Annotated in this window: 19 protein-coding genes; 12 read left to right on the forward strand and 7 right to left on the reverse strand. The window is 52.3% G+C overall.

Translation table 11 applies throughout. The features are described 5' to 3' along the window. The first annotated feature begins 28 nt into the window (after positions 1-28). From NSS64_RS05745 to NSS64_RS05760, 4 genes are all read left to right on the forward strand, one after another. Entirely contained in the window at positions 29-2,197 is a 2,169-nt protein-coding gene (locus NSS64_RS05745; protein ID WP_341139496.1) for a GH92 family glycosyl hydrolase, read from the forward strand. A gap of 27 nt (positions 2,198-2,224) precedes the next feature. After that, the gene (locus NSS64_RS05750; protein WP_341139497.1) at positions 2,225-4,486 is read left to right on the forward strand and encodes a polysaccharide lyase 8 family protein; all 2,262 of its coding nucleotides are present in this window, start codon (positions 2,225-2,227) and stop codon (positions 4,484-4,486) included. Positions 4,487-4,582: 96 nt separating this feature from the next. Then, positions 4,583-5,749, forward strand: coding sequence for a leucine-rich repeat domain-containing protein (locus NSS64_RS05755; RefSeq protein WP_341139498.1), 1,167 nt, complete (start codon positions 4,583-4,585; stop codon positions 5,747-5,749). A gap of 758 nt (positions 5,750-6,507) precedes the next feature. Further along, positions 6,508-9,306, forward strand: a complete 2,799-nt coding sequence (locus NSS64_RS05760) for a polysaccharide lyase family 8 super-sandwich domain-containing protein (RefSeq protein ID WP_341139499.1) — start codon at positions 6,508-6,510, stop codon at positions 9,304-9,306. Positions 9,307-9,485: 179 nt separating this feature from the next. On the opposite strand, the gene NSS64_RS05765 is transcribed toward NSS64_RS05760, so the two are convergent. Continuing rightward, on the reverse strand, positions 9,486-10,337 hold the full coding sequence (locus NSS64_RS05765; RefSeq protein WP_341139500.1) for an aldo/keto reductase: 852 nt from the start codon (positions 10,335-10,337) through the stop codon (positions 9,486-9,488). A 187-nt stretch (positions 10,338-10,524) separates the two neighbouring features. On the opposite strand from NSS64_RS05765, the gene NSS64_RS05770 reads away from it, so the two are divergent. The 8 genes from NSS64_RS05770 (at position 10,525) to hflC (ending at position 18,789) form a co-directional block, all read left to right on the forward strand. Beyond that, positions 10,525-10,980, forward strand: a complete 456-nt coding sequence (locus tag NSS64_RS05770) for a MerR family transcriptional regulator (RefSeq protein ID WP_076076307.1) — start codon at positions 10,525-10,527, stop codon at positions 10,978-10,980. Between the two features lie 223 nt (positions 10,981-11,203). Further along, positions 11,204-12,052, forward strand: a complete 849-nt coding sequence (locus tag NSS64_RS05775; protein ID WP_341139501.1) for a transporter substrate-binding domain-containing protein — start codon at positions 11,204-11,206, stop codon at positions 12,050-12,052. Between the two features lie 18 nt (positions 12,053-12,070). Beyond that, complete coding sequence (locus NSS64_RS05780) at positions 12,071-13,402, forward strand: CapA family protein (protein ID WP_341139502.1); 1,332 nt, start codon at positions 12,071-12,073, stop codon at positions 13,400-13,402. A gap of 42 nt (positions 13,403-13,444) precedes the next feature. Then, a complete protein-coding gene (locus NSS64_RS05785) occupies positions 13,445-14,200 on the forward strand; it encodes an amino acid ABC transporter permease (RefSeq protein ID WP_341139503.1) in 756 nt (251 codons plus the stop codon). Continuing rightward, a complete protein-coding gene (locus tag NSS64_RS05790; RefSeq protein WP_076076317.1) occupies positions 14,200-14,949 on the forward strand; it encodes an amino acid ABC transporter ATP-binding protein in 750 nt (249 codons plus the stop codon). The genes NSS64_RS05785 and NSS64_RS05790 overlap by 1 nt, the downstream gene beginning before the upstream one ends. A 260-nt stretch (positions 14,950-15,209) precedes the next feature. Beyond that, a complete protein-coding gene (locus NSS64_RS05795; RefSeq protein ID WP_339256485.1) occupies positions 15,210-16,403 on the forward strand; it encodes an IS256 family transposase in 1,194 nt (397 codons plus the stop codon). Positions 16,404-16,882: 479 nt separating this feature from the next. Then, positions 16,883-17,926, forward strand: coding sequence for an FtsH protease activity modulator HflK (hflK, locus tag NSS64_RS05800; RefSeq protein WP_341142766.1), 1,044 nt, complete (start codon positions 16,883-16,885; stop codon positions 17,924-17,926). Next, a complete protein-coding gene (gene hflC / locus NSS64_RS05805) occupies positions 17,923-18,789 on the forward strand; it encodes a protease modulator HflC (RefSeq protein ID WP_076076320.1) in 867 nt (288 codons plus the stop codon). The genes hflK and hflC overlap by 4 nt, the downstream gene beginning before the upstream one ends. A gap of 116 nt (positions 18,790-18,905) precedes the next feature. On the opposite strand, the gene NSS64_RS05810 is transcribed toward hflC, so the two are convergent. The 6 genes from NSS64_RS05810 to NSS64_RS05835 all read right to left on the reverse strand — a co-directional run bounded on the left by NSS64_RS05810 (position 18,906) and on the right by NSS64_RS05835 (position 25,776). After that, entirely contained in the window at positions 18,906-19,718 is an 813-nt protein-coding gene (locus NSS64_RS05810; RefSeq protein ID WP_341139504.1) for an undecaprenyl-diphosphate phosphatase, read from the reverse strand. Positions 19,719-19,749: 31 nt separating this feature from the next. Continuing rightward, a complete protein-coding gene (locus tag NSS64_RS05815; protein WP_076076325.1) occupies positions 19,750-20,343 on the reverse strand; it encodes a DedA family protein in 594 nt (197 codons plus the stop codon). Positions 20,344-20,619: 276 nt separating this feature from the next. After that, the gene (locus NSS64_RS05820; protein WP_341142767.1) at positions 20,620-22,662 is read right to left on the reverse strand and encodes a serine hydrolase domain-containing protein; all 2,043 of its coding nucleotides are present in this window, start codon (positions 22,660-22,662) and stop codon (positions 20,620-20,622) included. 319 nt (positions 22,663-22,981) lie between these two features. After that, positions 22,982-24,283: an ATP-binding protein gene (locus tag NSS64_RS05825; RefSeq protein ID WP_341139505.1), complete on the reverse strand. Its 1,302-nt coding sequence runs from the start codon at positions 24,281-24,283 to the stop codon at positions 22,982-22,984. Then, complete coding sequence (locus NSS64_RS05830; RefSeq protein ID WP_341139506.1) at positions 24,270-25,025, reverse strand: LytR/AlgR family response regulator transcription factor; 756 nt, start codon at positions 25,023-25,025, stop codon at positions 24,270-24,272. Before NSS64_RS05830 ends, NSS64_RS05825 begins: the two co-directional genes overlap by 14 nt. 223 nt (positions 25,026-25,248) lie before the next feature. Then, positions 25,249-25,776, reverse strand: a complete 528-nt coding sequence (locus tag NSS64_RS05835) for a cupin domain-containing protein (RefSeq protein ID WP_445667773.1) — start codon at positions 25,774-25,776, stop codon at positions 25,249-25,251. Between the last annotated feature and the right edge of the window lie 698 nt (positions 25,777-26,474).

The raw sequence follows: 26,474 nt of genomic DNA on the forward strand, positions 1-26,474 counted from the left end.
GATTCATGGCAAGGAAGGAGGACCTGATTTGAGTAAAAGAAGAGTGGACCATGTCGATCCGTTTATCGGCGTGGACGGGGAGAATAACTGCCTGTGCGGGCCTTATCTGCCGAACAGCATTGTAAGGCTTGGACCGGATACCCTGCCGCCGCACCTATCCCACGGGTACGACAGCTCGCGGCCGATTATCCGGTTCAGCCATACCCATGTCAGCGGAACCGGTGGCGGCGGGCGTTATGGCAATGTCGGCTTCACCCCCTATACCGGAATGCCGCGGTTTCAGTTAGACCCCTATGAGAAGGGGGATGAACATGCCGAAGCAGGGTATTACAGTGTGAAGCTGCTGCCTGCCGCTATCCAGGCTGAATTGACCAGCACGATGCGGACCGGAGTCCACCGTTACAGCTATCCGGCTGATGCATCGGCGGGCTTGCTGATTGACGGAGGGGCGGTCATTCAGGTTGGCGGGGATGAGCCGGGGAAGACCACCGGAGTTTCGACCGGGGGATATATTGAAGTTCTATCCGAATATGAGCTGGCAGGCCGCTGCGACCTGCGCGGAGGCTGGGGGCATGAATTCCCTTATTCCGTCTACTTCTATATCCGCTTCGACCAGCCGATACAGAGCCATATGCTGATGGATGCGGGCGGAGTACGCCAAGGGGCGTCTGTGGATGGCCCGAATTGCAAGGCCTCCCTTAGCTTCGGCAACTGCGGAGTCCTGGTGGCGAAGACTGGCATTTCTTATGTAAGTACTGGCAAGGCCAGAGCCAGTGTGGACCGGGAAGCGTCCGCCGGATTCGATGACATACGCCAGGCGGCTAGTAACATCTGGGAGGATAAACTCAGCAGGGCCACCGTGGAAGGGGGGAGCGGAGAGCATACCCGGCTGTTCTATACCCTGATGACCCGTCTGTTCTGTATGCCGAGTGACCTCGGAGTTGACGATGAGAACTTTGCCTGGGAATCAGGGGTCCGGCATTATACCGACCTGTACGCGCTCTGGGATAGTGTGCGGAACGCGAATTCGTTGATTACACTGCTCGATCCGCAGCTTGAAGCGGATATCCTGAATTGTCTGCTGGATATCGCGGATCATACCGGCTGGCTGCCGGACGCCTGGATCATGGGGCATAGCGCCATGATCCAAGGGGGAAGCTCCGCAGATATTCTGTTCTGTGAAGCTGCGCTGAAGAAGCTTGAGGGCATCGACTATGCGAAGGCCCTGAAGCAGATGCGCAAGAATAATGAGGTTCCCTCGCCGGATACCTGGCTCTACGGCCGTCATCTGAAGGATTACCACTCCTTAGGCTACCTGTCCACGGATGTGAAGAAGAACTGTGTCTCCCGTCATATGGAATATGCCTATCAGGACTGGTGTATCGGCCGTCTAGCCGAGGAGCTTGGGCAGGCGGAGACGGCAGCAGAGTACTACGACAGCTCGAAGAAGCTGTGGAATCTGTGGCGGGAGGATCTGCGCACCTTCGCGCCTCGGCGGCCAGACGGGGAATGGGTGAAATCATTTGACCCGGAATCCTGCCTGCCGGATTCATGGAATGATCCGTATTTCTATGAGGGCACCAGCCTGCAATGGTCGTTCAGCACCCATCATGATTTTCATGGACTGGTTGAACGGCATGGGGGGAAGGAGGCATTCATCCGGCATTTGGATTATTTTTTTGACGGGGGATTCTATAACTCCAAAGAAACCATGCTGCATATTCCTTATCTCTATATTTATGCAGGAAGACCGGATAAGGCTGCGGACCGGGTCCGGGAATGTCTGGAGACCTACTTCAAGGCTGAACGTGATGGACTAGGGGATAACGAGGATATGGGCTGCCAGAGTGCCTTCTTCATTTGTTCTGCTATGGGCTTGTATCCGTTGATGGGTCAAGACCTCTATTTCCTCGTTCCCCCGGTATTCAATAAGGTGACGCTGCTGCTGGGCGCACAGGCGAATCCGGTTCCTCTGACGATTGAGACTATAGGAGAAGGCAGCGGGTCCGGCAAAAGGTATATTCTGTCTGCTTCGCTTAACGGTCAGGCATTGAACCGCGCCTGGGTCCGCCATGAAGAAATCGCCGGAGGAGGCACGATTCTCCTGGAGCTGGGTGCTGAACCCGGGGAGTGGGGAAGCCTAATTCCACCTTCTCCGCTCGCGGAGCGGGAGCCAGATAAACAACCGTCAAGGTAGGGCAGTCGGCTCAAGGAGAGAATATCCATGCAGAGCTTAAAAAACAAATGGCTGCAATACATCTCTGGAGATAAGCTTCGCCCTGAATCGCTGAAGCGGGTCAGCAATGACCTGGACACGATGCTCATTCAACAGGAACTTCTGTGGGCAGATATTCCGGTTCAGGAGAATGCTGCGGATGTATTTCAGATCATCCTCCGTTTGAAGGAGATGGCCATCGCGCTGAAGTCTCCTGAGTGTCCCTATTATATGGACTATTCATTAAGGCTAAGGATCATTTATGGATTAGAATGGCTGTCTGAGCATAGATACAACGAACTCTGTCAGCCCTATGGCAACTGGTGGTATTGGGAGATTGGGGTGCCGATCGCGCTGCTGGAGACCCTGCTGCTCATGGAGGAGCTGCTGGATAAGGAGTTCCTAGAGCACCTGCTCCTCCCCGTAGACAAATATGTGGGCGATCCGGCGTTTCATGCGCGGTGGTTCGCGGCTGAGGCCCTGCCGTGTACCGGAGCGAATCTGGTCTGGAAATCTACGGCGGCTGCCCTTACTGCTGTGATTCAGGGCGACGGGCAGAAGCTGTCCGCAGCCCGGAATGCGCTGCTTCCGCTGTTCAGGAATGCCAGTGAAGGGGATGGCTTCTATGAAGACGGCTCCTTTATTCAGCATGACAAGTATGCCTACACCGGGGGATATGGGGTTTCACTGCTGCATGATGTGGTCCGCCTGATGGTATGGCTTCACGGTACTCCCTGGGCATTGCCGGGCGATGCCCGGGATCTGACAGCCGGGTGGATAGAGCGTTCCTTTGTACCGCTTATGTTCAGGGGTTCTATGCTGGATATGGTGAGCGGCCGGGAGGTTTCGCGCGAGGATTCGCAGAATCATGAGAGCGGACATTCCGTGATTACCTCCTGCTTACGCTTCTCGCGCATACTGGGTGAGGCGGATCAAGTACGCCTGCTCTCCAGGGTGAAAAAGTGGGTGCTGGCAGATACGTATAAATCGTATATCGCCGAAGCTCCGCCGGATACCGCAGCCTGGACCGGAGCACTGTTGGACGATGAACTTATGCCGCCAGCCCCGGAGGAATCCTGCTGCAAGCTGTTTGCCCATATGGACCGGGCGGTGCTGCAAGGTCCGGGTTTTGCCTACTCTATCAGTATGTTCTCCAGCCGGATCTACAGCTATGAATCTATCAACAGGGAGCATCTGAAGGGCTGGTATACTTCGTATGGCATGGGTCTTCTGTACAATAGTGACCTGGGGCAATATGCGGATGGCTACTGGCCGACGGTTGATCCCTACCGCTTGCCTGGAACTACGGTAACGAAGACATTGCAGGAGGATGGAGCCGGGCAAGGCCGCTTAAGCACTAAGGCTTATGTTGGTGGGGCTGTGCTTCATAACCAATACGGCGCCATTGCGATGGAGCTTCAGGATGTTGTGAACGAAGCCGACGGACTGACTGCGCTCAAAAGCTGGTTTTTGTTCGGTAACCGCATTGTGGCCTTAGGTTCGGGCATTCAGAGCCGTAATTCCGCCAGAGTGGAAACGATTATAGAAAACCGGAAATTGAACCCGGCAGGAGACAATAGGATTACCACAGACGGAACAGAGATTTGCCGGACTCCGGGGTATGCGGAGACCGAACTCCTTGACCCCAAGTGGATTCATATGGCTGGCGGTGATAGGGAAGCGGATGTGGGGATTATTTTTCCGGCAAGCTGCCGTGTCCATACCTTATGCGAGGCCCGGCAAGGAAGCTGGAAGGCTATCAACGACGCCGGTTCCTCTGCGGCAATCGAGAGATTCTATCAGACGCTCTGGTTCGATCATGGAACAGCGCCGGAGGGCGATACCTATGCCTATGTGCTGTTGCCTGGGTGGAGTGAAGAAGAAACAGCTGGTTTCGCCGGGGATTCAAGCCTACGGATTGTGGAATTGAATGAACGGGTGCATGCGGTGGAAGATACCGGATTAGGGCTATTCGCCGTGCATTTCTGGCAGCCCGGCTGGTATAGCTGCGGTGGGATTGCTTGCAGCAGTCCAGCCTCTATTGTTCTGCAAAGGACTCCGGCTGGCTGGAGTCTGGCTATATCCGATCCGACACAACTGCAGCGCCGTCCCATCGTAGTGGAGCTTGATATCGAAGTGGATCGGCCTGTTACGGCTGTGATCCACAAGTCAGACCGGATCATGGTTGACCTTGGTGACCCCGGAAAGGTGAGACTGGTGTTCGACCCTGATGGTGCCGGGGGCGCCTCGTTCCATGTGGAGCTTGTTTGAGCTTGGGACTTGGCGAATCTATGAATATGCGCTTCAAGTGAATGACACTGCTTGAGTATGGTAGAATAATCCCAATGATTTTAGAGGGGGAGTACCATGCAGATTTCAATAACCGAAGATTTCGCAGATGAACGATTCAGGCAGTTCGTAAGGGACAACTTCTGCGGTGGCCGTGATTCAATCTTCAAGAGTGATCTTGACAGCGTGACCATACTGAAGCTTGAGGGCTGCAAGTTCTCAAGTCTACAGGGGATCGAACACTTTACGGCGCTTCAGGAGCTGGATTGTTCGTACAATGAGTTAACCGTGCTTGACCTTGGCCAGAATGAGGAACTGGTTACTGTGAACTGCCGGAGCAACCGGCTGATTGAGCTGAATTCTCAGCCTATTCGCCTGTTGAAGGAACTGGACTGTAGCAGGAATCAGATCCGTACACTGGACCTCAGCCAGAATACTGCGCTGGAGAAGCTGGAGTGTCATGAGAATATATTGTCCAAATTGGAGTTAAGCAGCAATCCCCGGCTCAAGGTACTGAATTGCAGTTATAACTCGCTGCATGAATTGAAGCTTAGTGACAATACGGCGCTGGAGCGGCTCGATTGCAGCAGCAACTATATCATTGAGCTGGATATGGCAAGCTGTACAGAGCTGACGGAAATCCGCTGCAATCATAATCACTTAACCCGCTTAGACACCAGCGCTCTTCCGGCTCTTACGAGTCTGCGGTGCTTCAATAATCATCTCAGGAGTCTGGACCTCAGTCACAATATGCAGTTGACCGAACTGTATTGCTCTGAGAACAAACTTACGGTACTGGATACGAGTCTTCATTCGCAGCTTGTACAACTGGATGTTGCCAATAACCTCATTACGCAGCCGGATCATAGGGTAGAGGGAGTAGGGATTTTTCAATATGACACTACCTTTACCTGTTATAAGGCGCAGCTTCAAATCAGGGGGAGTGAGCTTGCCGTTACAGCGGAAGTTCCCACCAACGCCGCAATGAGCGGCTTGACTCCCTGGATTCAGAAGGTATGGGCCGGGCTGGAGGGGCTGCTTGACCGGGTATTGCAGCTAATTGCGGACGCTCATCCTGATGAGGATGTGAACGAGCTGGTGCTGGCCGACTTAACGTTCGCCGAAGACCACTCCTTCCGTATTGGCTACGATGCCGGGGATACCCCGGCTGGTCAGCTCTGCATCTATGCAGCGTTTGACCATGAGGGTGAGCTGGACTCTAAGCTTAGTTATGAAATGTACTAAGCTGGTAAGCTGTAGGCAGTAACCCGTAACCCGTAACCCGTAACCCGTAACCCGTAACCCGTAACCCGTAACCCGTAACCCGTAACCCGTAACCCGTAACCCGTAACCCGTAACCCGTAACCGCAAGCTGCAGACCGCACTCCGCAAGCTGTAGGAGGTATGTCGCAAGCTGCACGCCGCAGGCCGCAAGGTTTTGCGGCTTTTTGGGAGATTCAGGAGGGATAAATCCCTCTAAATTAGCTGAAAGTTAGCTAAATGAGGAAATGAGAGGGATAAATCCCTCTGATTAAGCTGAAAGTTATCTAAATGAGGAAAATAAGGGTATAAATCCCTTTGGTTGGGCCGAAAGTTGGCTAAATGAGGAAATGAGGTGTATAAATCCCTTTGAGTAGACCGAAAGTGTGCGGTAAGCGTAAATGAGGAGCAAAAGTGCACCCCAATCCGTCAAAGGTGGGCAGCAGGCGGGAATGAGGGGCATATTTGCCGGAACGCTCGAAATATCATACCTTTTCTCGAATGCACGTAGTTTCTTTCACTACCGGACCCTATCTATACTATTAAATGTAAGCGCTTTACAACCAGCTAGTTCGTATGTGGGAACGCTGAACTATGAGCAGGCAAAGCGAGCTTATGTGTGGGAACGCCGAACTATGAGCAGGCAAAGCAAGTTAGCTGTACGTGTGATGGAAAGCCAGACTACCTGTACGTGAAAATGTTGGATGCGGCGAAAAGGGGGATTATGGATGAGGAGGTTGCTAATGAGAGGAACGTTAACGAGAAGGTTACTCATGAAAAGCGGCTTGGTGGCGTTAGTGCTACTGCTGCTGGTCAGCGGCTTGGGAGGAGTAGCGGAACGCGCCCGTGCTGCGGATGAATACGACAGGATGCGGGAGAACCGGAAGGTGATGCTTACAGGAGGGGCCACCCTGAATACGGCGGATGCTGATATTGCCGCAGCCCTCACCGGGCTGGCAAACGAAGCGGACGGCTACTGGCAGACGATGAATACCTCGCCGAGCCGTACTTATCTGTGGAGCGATAACCCGGGCATCGGGAATTCGATTCATATCCGGGTAACCTATGAACGGCTGAAGACGATGGCGCTTGCGTATGCCACTACCGGTACGGCGCTGCATGAGAATAGTCAGCTCGGAAGCGATATCGTGGCTGCACTCGATTATATGTACACGACCCGATATCACGAGGCGGTAACGCCGACGGCCAGCGGAACGAGCAACTGGTGGGATTGGCAAATCGGCATTCCCATGCAGCTTAACGATACGGCGGTGTTGATGTATGACGTCCTAAGCCCGGCTCAAATCGCTAATTATATGACAGCGGTGGAACGCTTCTCGCCCGCAGTTACCTTGACAGGAGCTAACCGTACCTGGAAGGCGATGGTGGTAGGCGTGCGGGGCATTCTGGTCAAAGACGGGACCAAAATCGCCGCAGCCCGCGATGGCCTGTCCTCCATTTTCAATTATACGCTTAGCGGAGACGGCTTCTACCGGGATGGTTCATTTATTCAGCACAACAACATCCCCTACACCGGAGGTTATGGCATTGACCTGCTGCTGGCTGTCAGTGATCTCATGGTGATGCTGCACGGCTCTTCCTGGCAGGTCACCGATCCCAAGGAATCCAACGTGTGGGAATGGGTGTATAACTCGTATCAGCCGGTGATGTACAAGGGGGCGATAATGGACATGGTCCGTGGCAGAGAAATCTCCAGGAATTATAGTCAGGACCATGATGCGGGCCATCGGGTGATGCAAGGCATTCTGTTGTTGTCCAAGATCGCACCGCCCGCTCAGTCAGCCGATTTTAAACGGATGCTTAAGGGCTGGATTATATCGGATACGTTCAAGTCTTTTTATGCCGATGCCCCCGTACCCGCTATTGCTCAGGCCAAGACTATAACTGCGGACCCGTTAATCGAACCGGCGGCAGAGCTTATTGGTTATAAGCAGTTCTCGGCGATGGACCGGGCCGTGCAGCACCGGCCGGGCTACAGCTTCGGACTTGCGATGTATTCCAGCCGCATCGGCAGCTATGAAGCGATTAACAGCGAGAACGCCAAAGCCTGGTATACCTCAGCCGGTATGACCAGCTTATATAACAGTGATCTTGGACAATACAGCGATGACTACTGGCCGACTGTGGATAATTACCGACTGCCGGGAACAACAGTGCTGTCCCAGACCTCTTCAAGCAGCCACACCAGTACCAGGCAGTGGGCCGGCGGCACCGATATCCAGAATCTATATGGAAGCTCAGGTATGGATTTGCAGTATGCGGGCCATACACTTGGAGCCAAGAAATCATGGTTTATGTTCGATGACGAAGTAGTTGCTCTCGGTGCGGGAATCATCAGCACGGATAATATAGCTGTGGAGACGATCGTCGAGAACCGGAAGCTGAACACGGCGGGCAGCAATACGCTCATTGTAAATGGTGAAGTGAGGCCATCCACGCTGGCATGGTCAGATACCATGGATCAGGTAGAGTGGGCTCATTTGTCGGGAAGCGCCGCCGGTGCGGATACGGGGTATTATTTTCCGCAGACGGTATCGCTTGCCGCTAAGAGAGAGGCCAGAACAGGTAACTGGAAGCAGATCAACCCCCGTCCGGTCACACCTTCCACGCCGATCACCCGCAATTATATGACCTTATGGCTGGATCATGGTGTCAATATGAGTAACGGTGAATATCAATATGTCCTGCTGCCGGGCAAGACAGCCGCTCAAGTAGCCGCTTATGCTGCTGCTCCAGACATTGAAGTGCTGGCGAATTCAACCAGTATTCAGGCGGTAAAAGAAACGAAGCTCGGCATCATCGGAGCGAATTTCTGGGAGGATGGGCTAAGCTCCGCCGATCTGATCACCGTCAACAAGAAATCGGCGGTTATGACCCGGGAAGCCGGAGATACATTGGAGCTGTCTGTCAGTGATCCGACCCAGGCGGGCACCGGCGTAATTGAGGTGGAGCTGGACCGTTCGGCAAGCGGGTACACAGCAGATTCCGGGGTTACTGTAACGCAGCTCAGCCCGACCATTAAAGTAACGGTGAATGTCAGCGCGGCCAAGGGCAAGACGTTCAAGGCTTCCTTTGACCTGGGCAGCGGCACGCCGCCGATCCTGCCTGGTGAAGAGGTGATTATAGACAATAATGACACCACAGGAGTACTGAAGACCGGAAGCTGGAAGACCGCTGCGGTGCAGGCTGACCGGTACGGCGTCAACTATCTGCATGATGACAACAGCGGCAAAGGCAGCAAAAGTGTGACCTTCACACCAGACTTACCCGTCACGGCTGCTTACAGCGTCTATATGATGTGGCCGCAGCATATCAACCGCTCCACTGCGATTCCCACAGATATCGTTCATGCCGCAGGGACGGCTACGCACAGTATAGACCAGACCTCAAACGGCGGGGTATGGAATTTCATCGGCACCTATACCTTTACAGCCGGTACCTCGGGCAGCGTGACCATCCGTAACAACGGAACAAGCGGGTATGTAGCCGCCGATGCTGTCAAATTTGTGCGGAATCCGTAAGTAAGGGAGGGAGGCTTACCGTGTTCCGGCTCAGGAGAGGGTAAAGAGCCGTATATGCTGACCTGTCTGTATATAATTGTAAAAGGCTCATGCAACCAGTGCATGGGCCTTTCCTGAGGTATTATGCTTCTTAATTAAAGAGTGGCAAAGATATTGTCAATTACCAGCCTGGTCCAGGCTTACAGCTCAACCTTCCAGTTGCCCAGCCGCTTGGCGATTTCCGGGTCCTGGTGGGAGAAGAAGAGGCTCTCGCCTGTATCCAGCGCGGCAATCTGATCAAGATCCGCCGGACTCAGCTCAAAATCAAAAATATCGAAATTCTCCACGATCCGCTCTTTGCGCACGGACTTCGGAATCACAACAATATCGCGCTGAACCAGCCAGCGCAGCACAACCTGTGCGACGGATTTGTTGTACTTAGCGGCAATCCCGGACAGCACTTCGTTGCTGAACAGGTTGTTGCGTCCTTCAGCGAACGGTCCCCACGATTGAATCTGCACACCCTGTTCCTTCATAAAAGCAGCGTTATCGATCTGCTGGTGGAACGGATGCGTCTCCACCTGATTGACGGCTGGCACGATGTCGTTGTGCACGATAAGGTCCATCAGCCGGTCGGGCATGAAGTTGCTGACGCCAATGGCTTTGATTTTGCCTTCGTGATAGAGTTCTTCCATTGCCCGCCATGCCCCGTAATAATCGCCGAACGGCTGGTGAATGAGGTACAGATCGAGGTAGTCCAGTTGCAGCTTCTTTAACGATTTGGCAAAAGCCAGCTTGGCGCTCTCATATCCGGCATCCTGAATCCACAGTTTGGTCGTGATGAACAGCTCTTCACGCGGGACGCCGCTGCGTTTGATTGCGCGCCCTACAGCTTCTTCATTTAAATATCCGGCGGCAGTATCAATTAAGCGGTAACCGGCGGTAATGGCTTCGTACACCGCATTCTCACATTCTTCAGCATCTGGAATCTGATAAACACCGAAGCCGAGGATCGGCATTTTCACTCCATTATTCAAGGTTACAGTCTGCATGGTCTTGTCCTCCTAAGGTATATTTAGTGTAATGGCAGACGGCTAGCCGCCCCGGGGAAAATTCATCCCGAACAGCAGACGCCACAGCGGGGATTCCACTGGCTGCCGTTTTGCTATATTATAAGCCTATCGCCTTCGTGTAACACGAAGTCAAGCAGGGCTTACAATTTTTTTAGGGAGGCATATCATGTATACTGTCAAAGAGGCTGCCGCTATGACTGGACTTACTGAGCATGCTGTACGCTTTTACACGGATAAAGGCCTGGTGCCAAGTATTCAGCGCAATAAAAATAACATCCGGCTGTTCGACGATGAATCGATGAACTGGCTGTATGGCATCAAATGTCTCAAGCAGACAGGATTGCCGATAGAAAGCATCAAAACCTATGTCGATCTCTGTCTCGAAGGAGATTCGACGATTGCGCAGCGCTTTGCCATGATGATGGAATACAGGGAAGCGGCGCTCCTTCAACTGGAAGAAGCCAAGCAGCGCGTTGCCCATCTGGAACAGAAGGCCCTTCAATATCAGGCCATTCTGGAGCAGCACATCCCGGACCTGACCAATCCCGGCAACTGGAGTAAGCTTATGAAGGAAGGCGTCAAGGTTCCGGCGCGCCGGAAGAGAGTGGTGCGGTCTTCTTAGCAGCCAGGGGAATACTCCCCAGCCGCCGGGGGGATACCTATATTAGGCAGCACACCCGCTGCCCTCAATCGACTTCTTTCGCCACCATTCGTCAATCCTTTGCCCGTTCACCTTGACACCGTGTATACCCCGTGACATAATAATTCCAGACTAAATGACTATGATAAGTTGGACATCATAGGACAACGAGAGAGAGCTTTTACTAGATGAGGGGGAAGTTATAATGAAGAAGAAATTTGTGCCAGGCGTTCTGATTGTGTTGCTCGGGTTGGTCCTTGCAGGCTGCGGTAATGGAAATAAGAATAACGCAGGCTCCGCAGAGACAAACGGTGCTGGAGCAGGTACGAAGACCATTATTGCTGCTACAAGCGGGGTCAGTAACCCTTTTAGCTACGAGAAGGACGGGCAGCTGACAGGTTACGATGTGGAAGTAATGATGGCGATCTTCAAGGACCTTCCGGAATATAAGCTAGAGGTTCAGGCGATTGAATTCGAAGGGATTCTGACTGGCCTGGATAATGGCCGTTTCCAGCTGGGGGCGAACAATTTCAGCTCCAACCCCGAGAGACGCGGCAAGTACAATTTCTCACTCCCGATTATTGAGAATGCGAATGTATTCGTAGTCCGCAAGGACGATAATACCCTTAAGGCGGTAGAAGACCTGAAGGGCTATAAAGCCGTAACAGAAGTAGGCAACTCCGGTGCCACACTGCTGGAGAATTATAATGAAGCGAACGCGGATGCCAAAGCAGAGATTATCTACACTGACGAGAATTTCGTGAAGCAGTTTGAAGGTATTGAAGCCGGCAAGTACGATGTGCGTATCATTTCCCGTGTCTCTGCCGAGAAGGCGATCAAGGAGCATGGCTTCACCAACCTGAAGGTGGTTGCGTTCTCTACAGAGAATAGTGATCCCGGATCTTACATCCTGCTCTCCAAGTCTGCGGACAGCTCATTACTGGACACAGTCAACAAGAGAATCAAGGAAATGTATGCAGATGGCACATTACTGAAGATCAGCCAAGAGCAGCTTGGCGGCGACTATTTGCCGAAGAAAGAGCTAATGGAGTAACCGAAGGAAGGTGATCGCATGAAATTTCTAGTTTCGGGAGATGCATTATTCTCCAGCAGCAATTTATATAAGACGATGGACCCGGAGCTGCTTCAACTGCTCAAGGGGGCGGATGAGGTGTTCACGAATGCCGAGTTTGTCACGCCGAGATTGAATACCGCTCCGGCCTCAGGCCGCGGCTATCAGACCAGTGTGCGCCCCAAGGCGCTGGACGAGTTCGGACCGCTGAACATCCGGTATGTCAGCTTTGCGAATAATCATACAGGGGACTACGGGACCCAGGGTCTTGTGGATACGATCGAAGAGGCAGAAGCACGCGGACTAACCCCTCTGGGGGTGGGCATGAGCCTGCATGAAGCCCGCAAGCCGGTATTTGTGGATACCGCAGACGGCCGGATTGCCATCATCACTATCGATGTGACGAGAAGCGAGGTGTTCGCTGCTTCGAATCCGGGGAACGGCGTGCCTGCCCGCCCGGGCGTTAACCCGCTTCGCTGGTCGCGGACCTATGTCGTGAACGATCAGGACTTCAGCACCTTGAAGGAGATCAGTGAGCGCATCGGCATTGCTTCCAGCATGGAGGAAGGCAAGCGGATTGAGACCTTTAAGAGCAAATCGGAGAATTACTATGAATTCGGTTCATTTTTTGAAGGCTATTTAACCTTTGAAAAGGGAGAGCAGTCCCGTGTCAAAACAGCCGCGCATGAGCAGGATCAGCAGGAAATCTACCGCAGCATTCAGGATGCACGGGAACGCAGTGACTTTGTGTTCGTCAGCCTGCATACCCATGAAGGGGAGAATGAGAACTGGTACTCCGATTATCCGGCAGAGTTCATCGAGACCTTCGCGCGCGGGGCCGTGGATGCCGGGGCGAGCTGTGTCTTCGGACATGGCGCCCACTTCACCAGAGGGGTGGAGCTGTACAAGGGCCAGCCTATTTTCTATAACATAGGCAGTCTGTTCATGGAGTTCGAGGCAGGGGAGTCAATTGTATCTCCAGAGATGTTCACCGCCTACGGATATGCAGAGAATGAAGCTCCTTCTACCCTGCACAAGAACAGAACCAAGGACAGCGAAGGGAACTGGCAGGGCTTCTACAGCGACCGCAAGTTCTCGGAGAACTTCCTGGTCATGTTCGATCTGAATGTGGAGGAGAACCGGTTTGATTACGAGCTGATTCCGATTGATCTTAGACTGACCCATCCTACGGTGACCAAGCGGGGCTTGCCTGTGCTGGCTTCGGATGAAGCGGCGGCTTCCCTGGTGGAGCGGCTGAATGCGGTGAGCCAAGAGCGGTATCATACCCAGATTATATACGAAGGAAAGCATTTGACCGTTAGACCCTGCTGAGCCGGTGTCGTGTAAATTGAACGTGGAAGGAAGTAAAACGGTATGGGAGAGATTTTTGATATCAACGCGGTGTTCTCAGCGATTCCTCGCCTGTTAGAGGTCCTTCCTGTGAGTCTGCAGATTACGGTCATCTCGATGATCGTCGGCCTTGTTTTTGCTCTGTTGTTCGCCATTATCCGTATGCGCCGAATTCCTGTGCTAAGCCAGTTAGTCACAGTCTTCATCTCGTTCATTCGTGGAACGCCGATCATTGTGCAGTTGTATCTGACTTATAACGGAATTCCGTTGTTACTGAAATTCATTAATCAGCAGTACGGGACGGACTATAATATCAATGCCATTCCGGCGATGATCTTCGTGCTGGTCACCTTCGCGTTCAATGAAGCGGCTTACAACTCGGAGACGATCCGCGCTGCGCTGCAATCGGTGAACAAGGGCCAGATCGAGGCCGCTGAATCCCTGGGGATGACCTATCTTCAGGTGCTGAGAAGAGTCATCGTTCCACAGGCGCTGGTGGTGGCGATTCCGCCACTGGGCAACGCACTGATCGGACTGCTGAAGGGGACCTCACTGGCCTTCGTTGCGGGTGTAATTGAAATGACGGCTAAGGGGAAAATTATCTCCGGCAGCAACTTCCGCTTCTTCGAGGTGTATCTCGCGCTGGCGATCATCTACTGGATCATGACGATTCTGATTGAGCAGCTTCTCCGATTCCTGGAGAAGCGGTTCTCCATTCCGGACTCCGCTGCCGGGGCTATGAACCGCGGCTGGTTCTCTTGGGGAAGGAGAGGAATCTGATGATCAAGGTAAGTCATTTATCGAAGTCCTTCCACGGCAATCTGATTCTGGACGATCTGTCGTTGGAGATTGAGAAGGGCGATGTCGTAGCCTTGATCGGTTCATCCGGTGCAGGCAAGTCCACTTTCCTGCGTTCGCTCAACTGCCTGGAGCAGGCGGATCAGGGCATGCTGGATCTCGAAGGCTTCAAGGTCGATTTCAGCACGATCACGAACAAGCAGCGGCTGGAGCTGCGGAAGCAGACGGCGATGGTTTTCCAGCAATTTAATCTATTCCAGCACCGGACGGCGCTGGATAATGTCAAGGAAGGCCTGAAAATTGTGAAGCGGATGAACGACCGCGAGGCCGCGCAGATTGCACAGGAGCAGCTGGAGCAAGTAGGTCTTGCGGACCGGGCGCATTATTATCCGAAGCATCTGTCCGGCGGCCAGCAGCAGCGCGTGGGCATTGCCCGCGCCCTGGCAATGAATCCGAAGCTGCTGCTCCTGGACGAGCCGACCTCAGCGCTTGACCCTGAGCTGGTGGGCGAGGTGCTGCAGACGATCAAGAAGACCGCAGCTACCGGTCAGACGATGATCCTGGTCTCCCATGAGATGAGCTTCGTCTATGAAGTAGCGAATAAGGTGCTTTTCCTGGACAAAGGGAAAATCGTCGAGGAGGGGACGCCGGACGAGGTGTTCAATCATCCCAAGTCCGAGCGGGCGAAGGAGTTCCTGCAGAATTATTTCCGTAATAAATCGAGTATTTAAAAGCATTATAGTAAAACCCCCGGAGAGGGCGCAGGTTTGCGCTTTTCCGGGGGTTTTTGGTGTAGGTGGAATGTAATCGAAAAACCGACCACATTGCGCGAATTTAAGGCGTACGGGCCAAATATAATCGAAAAACCGATCACATTTCGTCAAGCGCGATGGCGTAAAGTAAGTTGTGTACCAAGATTTGGAGCCTAGTCAGGCACCAAAAAAGTAGGGTATCCTCGGGATTGCGAAACCACCAAGGAGGAACCCTACCAATGAATATTTTACCCGAAAGTTCTCTGAATAATCTATTTGAAAAACTTGTTAAAGATTTTGTAAAAGACAACATGGAACGCCTGTTGCGCGCCGAAATCCAGGGGTTTATGGAGAGTGAAGAAGCCGGTGCCAGCAATAGTCGCAATGGCTACTATACGCGAGACTTACACACGAAATACGGCCATATCGAGGATCTTCAGGTGCCCCGGGACCGCCAAAGCCTTTTCCAGACGCAGATGTTTGAGCCGTACCAGCGGCGGGACGGATGGTTAGAAGAGGCCGTCATCCAAATGTACAAATCGGGCATGGGTACGCGGGATGTGGCCCGGTTCATTGAAAGTATGTTTGGCAGCCACTACTCCCCCACCACGGTCAGCAATATTACGGCTACGGTGCTAGACGATATCCACCAGTGGCAGAAACGGCCACTGAGCAAACGGTACTCCGTAATCTACTTGGATGGGCTGTACGTGAAGCTGAAACGGGGCACGGTTCGTGGCGAAGTGGTCTACTTTGCGATGGGAATTGACGAGGAGGGGCAGCGTCAAATTCTCGGGTTCTACGTGGGCGGCCAAGAGAGTTCAAATGGCTGGCGGGAGGTACTCAAAGACCTGTACGACCGCGGAGCGCAGGAAGTCCTGCTGGGTGTGTTTGACGGACTACCGGGGCTGGATGCGGCGTTTAAAGAGACCTATCCTCAGGCAGATGTACAGCATTGCGTAGTGCACAAAGTGCGGGCCACGTTCCCTAAAATCCGGATGGAGCACAAAACCGATGTCCTTGAAGCGTTGAAAACCGTATATACCGCACCGGATGAAGTGGTAGCCCGGGCTAACTTTGATACGGTCAAAGCGAAGTGGAACAAGCTGTATCCGAAGGAAATGAGGTCCTGGGAGGAACAGTTATCCACACTACTGACGTTCTACAAGTATCCGGAATCGATCCGTAAAGCGATCTACACGTCGAACCCCATCGAGCGGATGAACAAGGAAATCCGCAAGCGTCTGAAACCGATGAACAGTCTGACGAACATGGATGCGGCAGAGAAAATCGTGTACCTGGAGATGCTGGAATACAATGAACGTCATGCAGGGCGGGTCGCCCAAGGCTTTGGCATGGATGCCGTTAAAAAGAAGCTAAAAGAGCTATTCGAAACACGCTATCCCTCTTTACCCACACCGGAAGAGGAGTAGCAGAGAAATCCAGTTTCTGGGGGTCGGGGTTCCCCCTCCCCCCAGAAACACTACACCCCAACCTATAATCCGGGGGAGGTACTTCTACTCTTTTACACAAACTTCTTGACGCTACCTCAAGCGAGGGCGTATAGGCTGGATGTAATCGAAAAACCGATTACATTGTGCCAAATGAGGATGTACAGACAGAATGTAATCGAAAAACCGACCACATTTGCGCCAAGCGAGGGAGTACGGGCCAAATAAACATGAAAAACCGACCACATTTCCGATGGCCAGGGTGCCGCATGAAGAGCCGCCAGCGTGACTCACTCCTCAGGAGGAATTTGTAAACCAACCAGTCAAACCCGCGAGAAACGCAGCAATAATCAGCTACCATCATTAAAGTCGCAATTTTTGCGACTTTTTTGTTTTGTATCCGTATATATACCTTTAATAAGACTAAAATACGCCAAAAGGAGCGATGCATCTTGAATTTCATGAACCAGAATGGCGATAATATCCCAGGGTTCAAGCTGCCGAAGTTGAAGCCGGGCATGTACAAGAGGATAGGGGTGGGGGTAGCCGCTGCGGCTGTATTGCTGTATATCGGCGCTACCTCATTCTATACGGTGCAGGAGCAGGAACGTGCAGCAATTCTGACCTTCGGCAAGTATACGAATGAGACTTCGGCCGGACTTCATTTCAAATGGCCCTATCCGATCCAGGATGTAATTACCGTACCTGCGGAGCTGACCCAGCGGATACATATCGGGTACCGCCAGGAGGCTGGAGGAGCTGTGCCGGTGGATGAAGAAGCCATGATGATTACAGGTGATGAGAACATCGTCTCTGCCGACGCTGTAGTCCAGTGGAAGATCAGCAATATCCGTGATTATCTGTATAACATTGATGACCCCGAGCAATTCCTGCGCAACTCTGCCAGCTCCTCAATCCGTGCAGTCATTGGTTCCGAGAAGCTGGATTATGCAATTACCGACGGTAAGACAGTAATTCAGGATAAGGTTAGGGTGCTGCTCGTCGATCTGCAGAAGAAATACAACACCGGCATTCAGATTATCGACATCAAATTCCAGGATATTGAGCCGCCAAGCGGCCAGGTCGAGGAGGCCTTCCGCGAAGTCACTAATGCCCGCGAAGAGAAGAATACGAAGATCAACAACGCCAAGAAGTATGAGAACGATATCATTCCGAAGGCGCGAGGTGAAGCGCAGGCTCTGCTGGAGCGGGCCGAAGGCGAGAAGAAGTCGCGTATCCTGAATGCGCAGGGGGATGTGGCGCGGTTCAATGCGATTTTTGCCGAATATGCCAATAATCAGAGTGTCACCGAGAGCCGGTTGGTCCTGGAGACCCTGGAGACGATCCTGCCTAACGCCAAAATATTCATTACCAACTCGAACAGTGATACTGTGAACTATCTGCCGCTGAATGAGCTGATGCGCAGCACCAAGGACAGCCCCTCTGCTCCTGCTGCTGTGAATCCGGCACCTTCAGCCGCACCGCAAGGAGGAGATGCCAAGTGAAAAGAAACCCGATCATCTTATTGATATCATCAATCGTCCTGATTATTCTGCTGGCCGGCTCTATGTACATCGTGAAGGAAGGGGAGTATAAGGTCGTCCTCCGTTTCGGTGAAGCGATGCGTGCGGTGGAGGAGCCGGGGCTGAAGTTCAAGCTTCCTTTTATCGAGAATGTCTCGGAGCTTCCCAAGTATCAGATGACATACGAGAGCTCGCCGACCAGCATTCTGACCAAAGACCAGAAACCGATTGTGGTCGATAATTATACGGTCTGGAGAATCACCAACGCTTCACAGTTCCTCAGAACCGTGCAATCGGTAGGCGGCGGGGTTCAGCGTATCGATGAAGCCGTCTATAACTCGGTGCGCCGCAAGCTGTCGGAGATTAACTATGAGAATATTATCAGTGAGGATACCGGACGGGGCAATATTAATGATGAGATTACCAAGGATGTAAGTGACGCCCTATCCCGTGATAACTATGGCATTGAAGTCATTGATGTTCGGATCAAACGTACCGACCTGCCGGAAGAGAATAAGCAGAGCGTATACAACCGGATGATCTCGGACCGCCAATCCATTGCTGCGCGTTACCTGTCTGAAGGGGATGAGGAATCCAAGAAGATCACCTCCAAGGCAGACCGCGCTTCCCGGGAGCTGATGGCCCAGGCAGAAGCCGACTCCAAGAAGATTATTGCCGAAGGGGAAGGGGAAGCCGCCAAAATCTACAATCTGGCCTACGGCAAGTCTCCACAGTTCTATAGCTTCTACCGTACGCTGCAGAGTTATGTGACCACGCTGAAGAATGAGCCGGTCATCATGATCCCGATCGATTCGCCATATGCGAAGATACTGATGGGACAATAGAATAGTGTGACAATAAAAAGAGCAGCACTTTTCCTGAGATGGAAGAAGTGCTGCTCTTTTAGTTGAGAGTATCGCTATTCGGGCAAGAGGTGGATTTCCGCCAGGGCGGCTCCTTTTTACAGGAAGATCAGCAGCAGCGTACCCACCACGAAGCAGTAATAGGAAAAGTAAATCAGGTTCCCCTTCGCCATAATGCCGATGAACCAGCGCATGGCGAAGTAGGTGGCGACCAGCGTGGTGAGGAAGGCGATCAGGTAGGGCATCGCCAGCGCGGAGCGGTTAGGGTCATGCACGATATCGGACGCGCCCATGATCAGGCCCCCGATACTGATGGGGATGTACAGCATGAAGGAGAACTTCAAGGCGGTCTCCTGCTTCATGCCGACGGCTATGGAGGCGATCACAGTAGAACCGGAACGGCTGATGCCGGGAATCAGCGCTACCGCCTGAGCCAGCCCGACGATGATGGCGTCTCGCACGGTGAGATTGCCGTCTCTTTTCTGGCCGCGCAGATTGCGGATCAGCCAGAGGGCTACCCCGGTAATGAGTAAGCTGATGGATACGGTATGTACGGAAGTGAAGACACGTTCGATCGTATCCTTGAAGAATACGGCAGCAACCGCTGCGGGGATCGTGCCGATAACGATGTAAATGCAGAACATGAACTCAGACCGGTATTTCGTATCGCGCGTCTTCAGATAACGGAAGAAGCCTGTGATTAAGTCCATGATATCTTTGCGGAAAATGAAACAGATGGCGATCAAGGAAGCCGTATTGGTTAAGATTTCAAAAGATAGCCCATTCTGCTTCATGCCGAGCAGACGTTGTACGATGATTAAATGCCCGCTGGAGGAGACGGGAATCGGTTCCGTAACCCCCTGGACCAGGCCTAAGAGCAGGTATTTCAGCCAATCGAATGCAGATTCCATATTTTCCTCCTAAAGTTGAAACGCATCATTATTAAGCCTGCCGTCTCCGGTACCGTTTGGAAAAGACGTACAGCCCGAAGCCGAGCAGGAACAGGGTTGCCGCCGGAAGAATGTAAGGCTTGACAATCTCGTCCACATGCTCCCACTGCGCCCCTAATTTGTAGCCCAGGTAGACGTAGATCGAGGTAATCGGCAGCATGGCAAGGAAGGTGTAGAGACTGAAGGCAAACACATTCATTTTGGCAATGCCGCATGGGATGGAGATGAGTGTTCTCACACCGGGAATGAAGCGCCCGTAGAAGGCCACACCGCTGCCGTATTTATCAAAGAAACGGTCGGAGGCCTCCAGGTGATGCGGACGGATGAAAAAATACTTCCCGTACTTAGCAATCGCAGGTCTGCCGCCAAACCGGCCAAGGGCATAGAGCGTAAGCGGGCCGAATGTCCCTCCAACAGTACCGGCAAGAATCGTAAGAATGAGCTTCATGTCCCCCAGATACACCCAATACCCGGCAAGCGGCAGCACGATTTCGGCAGGTACGAATTCAAACGACAAGGCGATAACGATTCCTGCATACGACAAATCTTTGAAAAAGAGTATAAATTCCGTGATCCATTCTGTCATGCATTTCTCTCCCTTCTCAAACAAAAAGCCCCCTAATTAAAGGGGGCAGTCTCATCAACTGTCAGCACCCTCTCATCTTTGCAAGGCATCCTGGACGCCTCTAGTGCTGTACCTGAGATGCTCATTAGCATTCCGGTCACAGCGGTATCATCGGGCGAAGCCCTCCACCGAACTCTGGATAAGAGTATTATTCAATTTGATAACATTAAAACACACCTGTATACCATTAAGCAAGTTTGGGAAAAGGGAAAAATAGTGAATGAAAATATGAAAGCGTTATCTCAGCTCAATCCTAAACACATCGCCCGCCTGACCGCCGAAGACGGCCATTCCGCCTTGCGGCAACTTGACCGACGGGGCCTGGCTCACTCTGGAGTGGCTTACGATCATCCCGTCCGCATCATAGACAACGTATCCGCCGCTTGAGGGAGCCGTAACGGTCATGGTTTTGCCGGCGGCCTTCTTATCAATCTTGAACCACACGCTCTGTCCGCCCGCCGGAACGGTGCTGGTAGAGGCCGGCCCTCCGTAGATCGGCTTCACGGCATCTTCGCTGATATAAGCATTGCCGTCAATGGTTAAATATTCGGTACCGTTCTGCTTGGAGAAGGTCAGATCGAAGGCGTCTCTGCCGTTCATCACCGGAATCTCAGCCGCATTGACGGCGGTGTTCTCGTCCACAATCCGCGTCCCGGTGGCATATCCTTGTTCAACCTCAATTGTCTTTGTCAAGATGGTAGGGGAGAGGTAGAAGAAGGAATTGATTTTCTCATCCACAGCATAGTAATGCTTCCCGTCTCTTTGCGCCCAGGCCTGCTTCGTAGAAGCATTCAGCGGACTTACATCCAGCTTCTGATACTCATACGTGACCATTAGCATTTGACCGATACCGGGGATAGTCAAGTGGGTGTTCAGCTTCAGATACGTCTTGCCGTTCTTCTGCTTATCGAAGCTCACGGCTGCGCTGCCGTCCGGGCTTGTGAACTGTCCCTTGCCGGTATAGATATACTTCTGTGCAGGAATGAGTCCCCCTTCAAGCGCAGGCAGATCCAGTGCCCCGTCCTTAATGGCTATCGTGGTGGTTGCTCCGACGGTCCCGTATAATCCCGAATAGGCCCCCAGCTCAGCAGGCATAGCCGCTTTGACCGGAGGAGTGAAGGTAGCATCCGGCAGAATCTTCTTAATCTTCCCGGTATCCTTCAGGTAAGCCAGCAGCACATTGGTGGCGAAAATAGTGTTATAGATTGAGCTTCCGCCTGACGAGAGCACTGCGATGGATATATCCGATTCCGGCAGGGTAATCAGGTCAGCATGATACATGATAGTATCTCCGCCTTTGGATAAGGCCTTGATTCCGTAATCACCGAAGGGTGCCAGATCTACGGCATCCCAGCCCAGGCCGTAATTGAAGCTGTTTCTCTCCTCAGGCACCCAGAGCCCGTTCTTGTATTCAGGCTGCTGCATCGCTGTAGCGGAGGCTTTTGACAGAATGTCCGGATGCTTTCCGTTCAGCATCTCGGCGAATGTGGTCAGATCTTCGGCTGTGGAATAGAGACCACCCGCTCCGAGGATATTAGCGTTCTCGGCAGGCAATGCTGGCTTAAGGCCCGGGAAGTAAGTTTTGGCAAGCTGCTGCCGGTTGAAGGTATCCAGCGGCGTCTTGGTAGAGCTTAGCTTCAGCGGGCTGCTCATGTGCTGTTCCAGGAACTTTGTATAGCTGCTGCCGGTCACCTGCTCAATCATCAGCTCCAGCAGCTGAAAGCCGTCATTGCAATATACGGAATATGCGCCCGGATCGGATTTGAGCCGCTCAGACTGAAGCCTTGTCAGCAGGTCATCATGATTCTGTGTATCGCTATCATCCATCAGAATGCTGTTCCCGTAGTGGCTGCCATACAGGCCCGAGGAATGGTTCATTAACATGCGCGGTGTAATCTTCTTGTAGCGCTCGTCGGCCATCTTGAACTGCGGCAGATACGTAGTCAGCGGCTGATCAATGTCAATGATCTGATCTTCGGCAAGCATCATCGTGGCTGCGGAGACATGCATTTTGCTGACGGAGCCGATGCCGAACATGGTATCCTTCGTGATGGGGGTCCCGGCTGCCTGATCGGACACACCGAAGCCGCCCGACACTGTAATGGCACCTTTATCCCTGATCGCATACTGCATGCCGCTTACCCCATAATCGGATACGATCTTCGAGCCCAGCAGGCGGGCTGTTGCCTGCACCGGGCTCTCCTTCTCCGGTGCAGCGGACACCTGGGCTGCGGGGATCACCAGCATGGCCGCCAATACGACTGAAGTTAACTTGTTCATCATGAATTCCTCCTCTTGTGTCTCTTGGGTAATCTTCCTGAAGTTATCATACAGGCAGAAGAGAGGAGCGTGGCCCGAATAACCCTGAAACGTTAATAACGATCCCTTAACGTAGAAACTTAGATTAAAAGGCACAAAAAACGGTAACAAAAAGTGAAAGAAGCGGAGGGGAAATTTGGAACTGAAGGAGCGGTAGCGACCGCTTTTGTATTTGGATTTCTACCGCTAAGAGCGGTCAAATCAGGAAATCCAAATACAACAGCGGCCGGAAGTCCAAATGTTCACCGCAGTGACGGCGAAACTTAATGTTTAGTGCATTTTATATAGAAGCTTCGCGTGAGAAGGGGAGGACCACCATATTGTTGAATTCCCGATGCCCGGCTTCAATTGTCATATTCCCGCCGTACTTCTCGCAGATTCTGGAGATATTGGTCAGGCCGATGCCGTGGTATTCAGGGTCCGGCTTCCGGCTCTGCAAGGGGGCAGTCTCCGGGACGGTATGATTCATAATGCGGATGAACAGCGCGGATTCACTGGAGTGCATCTGGATCAGAATGTAGCGGTCCTCGGCGAGCCGTACTTTTTTGGAGGCTTCAATGGCATTATCCAGCATGTTGCCCAGCACAACGCACAGGTCATAACGGTCGATGTGAAGCTCACCAGGCAGCAGCTTAAGCCGAGTATCGATTCGGATGCCGTTCGCTTGTCCGATATTCAGTGTGTTCGTGACCAGCGCATCCACCGCCAGATGGCCGGTGTTGACCCGCTGATAGGCATCCTCTACTTTATTCAGCGTAAGCTTGATATGCTCCAGAGCGGCCGCCGGATCATCCCGCCGGATACACTCTTCAATGTAGAGGAACTGCTGATGGGTATCGTGGATGATTCTTTTAATCGACTTGAAGCTGTGCACCGTCTTCTCATAGTTGGCGTCCTGATAGTTCATCTGGTGCTGGAGCTGGGCGTTCTCATGCATGAACTGGAACTTATCCGTTATCGTATCGAAGATATAGACGATCATTACATTCAGGAACAGGAAGCCGAGAATTGCAAAGAAATAATAGAAATCCTTCGTGTTGTTCACCGTAAGGACGTTGATCTGATAGGTGCTGATGAGCGGGACGAGCAGGAACATTACATAATACCGGTAGGGCAGGGATACGCTTCGGCGCTTGGAGATCAGCCGGATGATCTGAATGACAGGGAACATAATGATGCAGCTCAGGATCAGCCCCTTGATGAAGGCCGGCCGGTCAATCCCCGAACCCGAGTTCATGCTGGTGTAGTCAACCGAATCTATCATTGAGAAAATATACAGCGACATAAAGCTGACCACCGTCATCAGCACAGCGTACAGCAGGGAGAAGATCACCTGAGTCTTCATCTCCACCTTATAGGCTTGCGCCATACTGAAGATCATCAGCAGAGCTATGCCGGAGGAGAAGAGAGGGGACAACGGGGTGACCAGATAGAGGAAGCAGAGTATCCCGTAGATGAGGAAGTACATGATCCGGTTAAGCTTCCTGGCGGACTTATCAAATACGGAGGCAAAGAAGAATTGGGTCTGAAAGCACATCACCAGTACGACACAGACGACAAGGGTCAGATTATAGTGAGTCATAGGAGCTGCCCTTCATGATCATGAATTTGGTGTAGAAATCCTTAACCTCTTTGATTTTGGACCGGCCGATGGGGAACTCCTGCCCGCCCGACATCAGCACGGAGCCGCCCGCGAACTTGTGGACATGCAGCAGGTTGATAATAATCGAACGGTGGATGTGCAGGAAATGGCTGTCCCGCAGTGCTGAAGCATACTCTGCAATAATTCCTCTGGTCTCATAGATTCCTGTGGTGGTAATCACATTCAGCTTGCTCTTGACCGTCAGGCTCTTGGCCGCCTCAATCCCGATAATATCATCATGCCGCAAGACGACCTCCTCATACCCGGACTTGATGACCATGAACTTCTTATCCTGGGCCTGGAAGTAATCACACAACTTAAGAATCTTCTCCTCCAGGAGCTGCGGGGCGACCGGCTTGATCAGATACTGGAAGGTAATCACGTCGAAGCTCTCCACCATATATTCAGGGTAGCTGGTCAGGAAGATAATCTGCTCGTCAAAATGCTTCCGGCTTCTGAGCCGGTGCGCCGCCTGAATCCCGTTCATGCCGCCCATCTCCACATCCAGAATTAGAATATGGAAGGGCGCTTCGCCCCGTTCATAGTGGGAGATTAAATCCTCTCCTGAAGGAAACAGCTCGATTTCAAATTCGGTATTCGTCTTAACGGATAAGCCGACCAGAATCTTCTTCACCAGCTCCCGCTGCTGTTCTTCATCCTCACATATCGCTACTCGATACATCCAAGTGCCCCCCTTTTCAGGCGCACGGCCTAAGTGGATAGTTGTACACAACATTATATAGTATGGCCAGAGAAATGAGCAGAACAGGGGGCCAAACGCAGAAGTTAATCCCTGGACTGCACAAGCGGAGTGCTGAACATCCGGAGATCAAGGCGAACGCTACGCTTTTACGGGGGGCGTTCCGCCCGCTCCGATGTTTAAGTGTATGCTCCAGGAACTGTTGTCACTTCCACAACCGCAGCAGCGGCCCGGCCTCGCCATAGACGGGATCGCGCTCCGGCAGCGGGACTTCGCGGATCTCGGGGAGCGCCGCTGCGAAGTCCTCCGGGGTGGCCTGGCGGGTGTTATAATCGGCTCCGCCGGGATAAGCGCCTGCGATGCGGAAGTCCGGCGAGGCCGAGAGCTTCTTGTGCGCGGTCCCGGCAGGCAGCACCACAACGTCCCCGGCCTTAACGTCGGCGGTGTACCCGGCATCTCCGCCAAGCTGGAGCCTGGCGCTGCCGGAGATCACACCCAGTACCTCATGCGCGTTGCTGTGATAGTGGTGGTAAGGGAAGACGCCGTTCACCCAGCTGTTCAGCCAGCCGCTGTCATTGAAGATCTGTTCGGTGTCTTCCGGGTGGTCCCGGAGAACACCTGTATACAGCAGGACGGGAAGCTGCGGATTGTTCGGCAGCAGTCCATCCGGCTCGAAGCTGAGCTTCACTATAGATTCATCTTGCTCCCGGCTTACCGAACTGTATTTTGACACACGGATCATCTCCTACGTGAATTTTGGTATATATAGAATTACCCTAATGTTGGTAATGTATCTTGTGCGTGTGAGAATTACTTTAACTAATGGCTTGATGAGGGGTTAACTCACCCCGATTAGGGTGCAGGGATAGGCTTAAGTGCATTTTGTACAACTAAATCGTCCGATGTGCCGCCGAATCTCTGTTTATCTGTATTTCGTGCAATTAAAATGCCTCTATACCTGGATTTTCGCCCATCCGGGCAAATTTAGTTGTACAGACTACAATTAGAAGAAGAAGGACTCCTGTTTCACTGTTTCTAGTTGCACAGAATACACTTATCCCTGTTTTTTCGTTACGAACGCAGCTTCATCCCTTACCGATATTGGGCTGATCCTGCACCCGATACCGATTTCTGTTCTTACATTCAAGTAGTGGATTGTATTTCCTGCAATAGAAAAGGTATAGCTGACCGTAAAATGACATTCTATTGTATTTCATACAGTAGAATGTTGTGTTTTGGGTGAAAAATGGCCTTTCTTCAACATTCCATTGTACGGAATACAATAGATTCTATTTCGAAGCCTTTTTTACAGCATTCCATTGTACAAAATGCAGTTACTGTCGTTCCAGCACCTACAGCATCCGAATGACTACTGTGCGAAGGAGAAGCTGGTTCGTTAAGGTCCGGTAATATCTTAATTTGGATAGGGCA

The sequence above is a fragment of the Paenibacillus sp. FSL H8-0122 genome (assembly GCF_038005345.1).
Lineage (GTDB): Bacteria > Bacillota > Bacilli > Paenibacillales > Paenibacillaceae > Paenibacillus_AQ.

Excerpts from the sequence above, each read along its gene's own strand:
- NSS64_RS05750 (WP_341139497.1), top strand. The coding sequence starts at position 2,225 with ATGCAGAGCTTAAAAAACAAATGGCTGCAATACATCTCTGGAGATAAG.
- NSS64_RS05755 (WP_341139498.1), top strand. The coding sequence starts at position 4,583 with ATGCAGATTTCAATAACCGAAGATTTCGCAGATGAACGATTCAGGCAG.
- NSS64_RS05760 (WP_341139499.1), top strand. The coding sequence starts at position 6,508 with ATGAGAGGAACGTTAACGAGAAGGTTACTCATGAAAAGCGGCTTGGTG.
- NSS64_RS05765 (WP_341139500.1), bottom strand. The coding sequence starts at position 10,337 with ATGCAGACTGTAACCTTGAATAATGGAGTGAAAATGCCGATCCTCGGC.
- NSS64_RS05770 (WP_076076307.1), top strand. The coding sequence starts at position 10,525 with ATGTATACTGTCAAAGAGGCTGCCGCTATGACTGGACTTACTGAGCAT.
- NSS64_RS05775 (WP_341139501.1), top strand. The coding sequence starts at position 11,204 with ATGAAGAAGAAATTTGTGCCAGGCGTTCTGATTGTGTTGCTCGGGTTG.
- NSS64_RS05780 (WP_341139502.1), top strand. The coding sequence starts at position 12,071 with ATGAAATTTCTAGTTTCGGGAGATGCATTATTCTCCAGCAGCAATTTA.
- NSS64_RS05785 (WP_341139503.1), top strand. The coding sequence starts at position 13,445 with ATGGGAGAGATTTTTGATATCAACGCGGTGTTCTCAGCGATTCCTCGC.
- NSS64_RS05790 (WP_076076317.1), top strand. The coding sequence starts at position 14,200 with ATGATCAAGGTAAGTCATTTATCGAAGTCCTTCCACGGCAATCTGATT.
- NSS64_RS05795 (WP_339256485.1), top strand. The coding sequence starts at position 15,210 with ATGAATATTTTACCCGAAAGTTCTCTGAATAATCTATTTGAAAAACTT.
- hflK (WP_341142766.1), top strand. The coding sequence starts at position 16,883 with ATGAACCAGAATGGCGATAATATCCCAGGGTTCAAGCTGCCGAAGTTG.
- NSS64_RS05810 (WP_341139504.1), bottom strand. The coding sequence starts at position 19,718 with ATGGAATCTGCATTCGATTGGCTGAAATACCTGCTCTTAGGCCTGGTC.
- NSS64_RS05815 (WP_076076325.1), bottom strand. The coding sequence starts at position 20,343 with ATGACAGAATGGATCACGGAATTTATACTCTTTTTCAAAGATTTGTCG.
- NSS64_RS05820 (WP_341142767.1), bottom strand. The coding sequence starts at position 22,662 with ATGAACAAGTTAACTTCAGTCGTATTGGCGGCCATGCTGGTGATCCCC.
- NSS64_RS05825 (WP_341139505.1), bottom strand. The coding sequence starts at position 24,283 with ATGACTCACTATAATCTGACCCTTGTCGTCTGTGTCGTACTGGTGATG.
- NSS64_RS05830 (WP_341139506.1), bottom strand. The coding sequence starts at position 25,025 with ATGTATCGAGTAGCGATATGTGAGGATGAAGAACAGCAGCGGGAGCTG.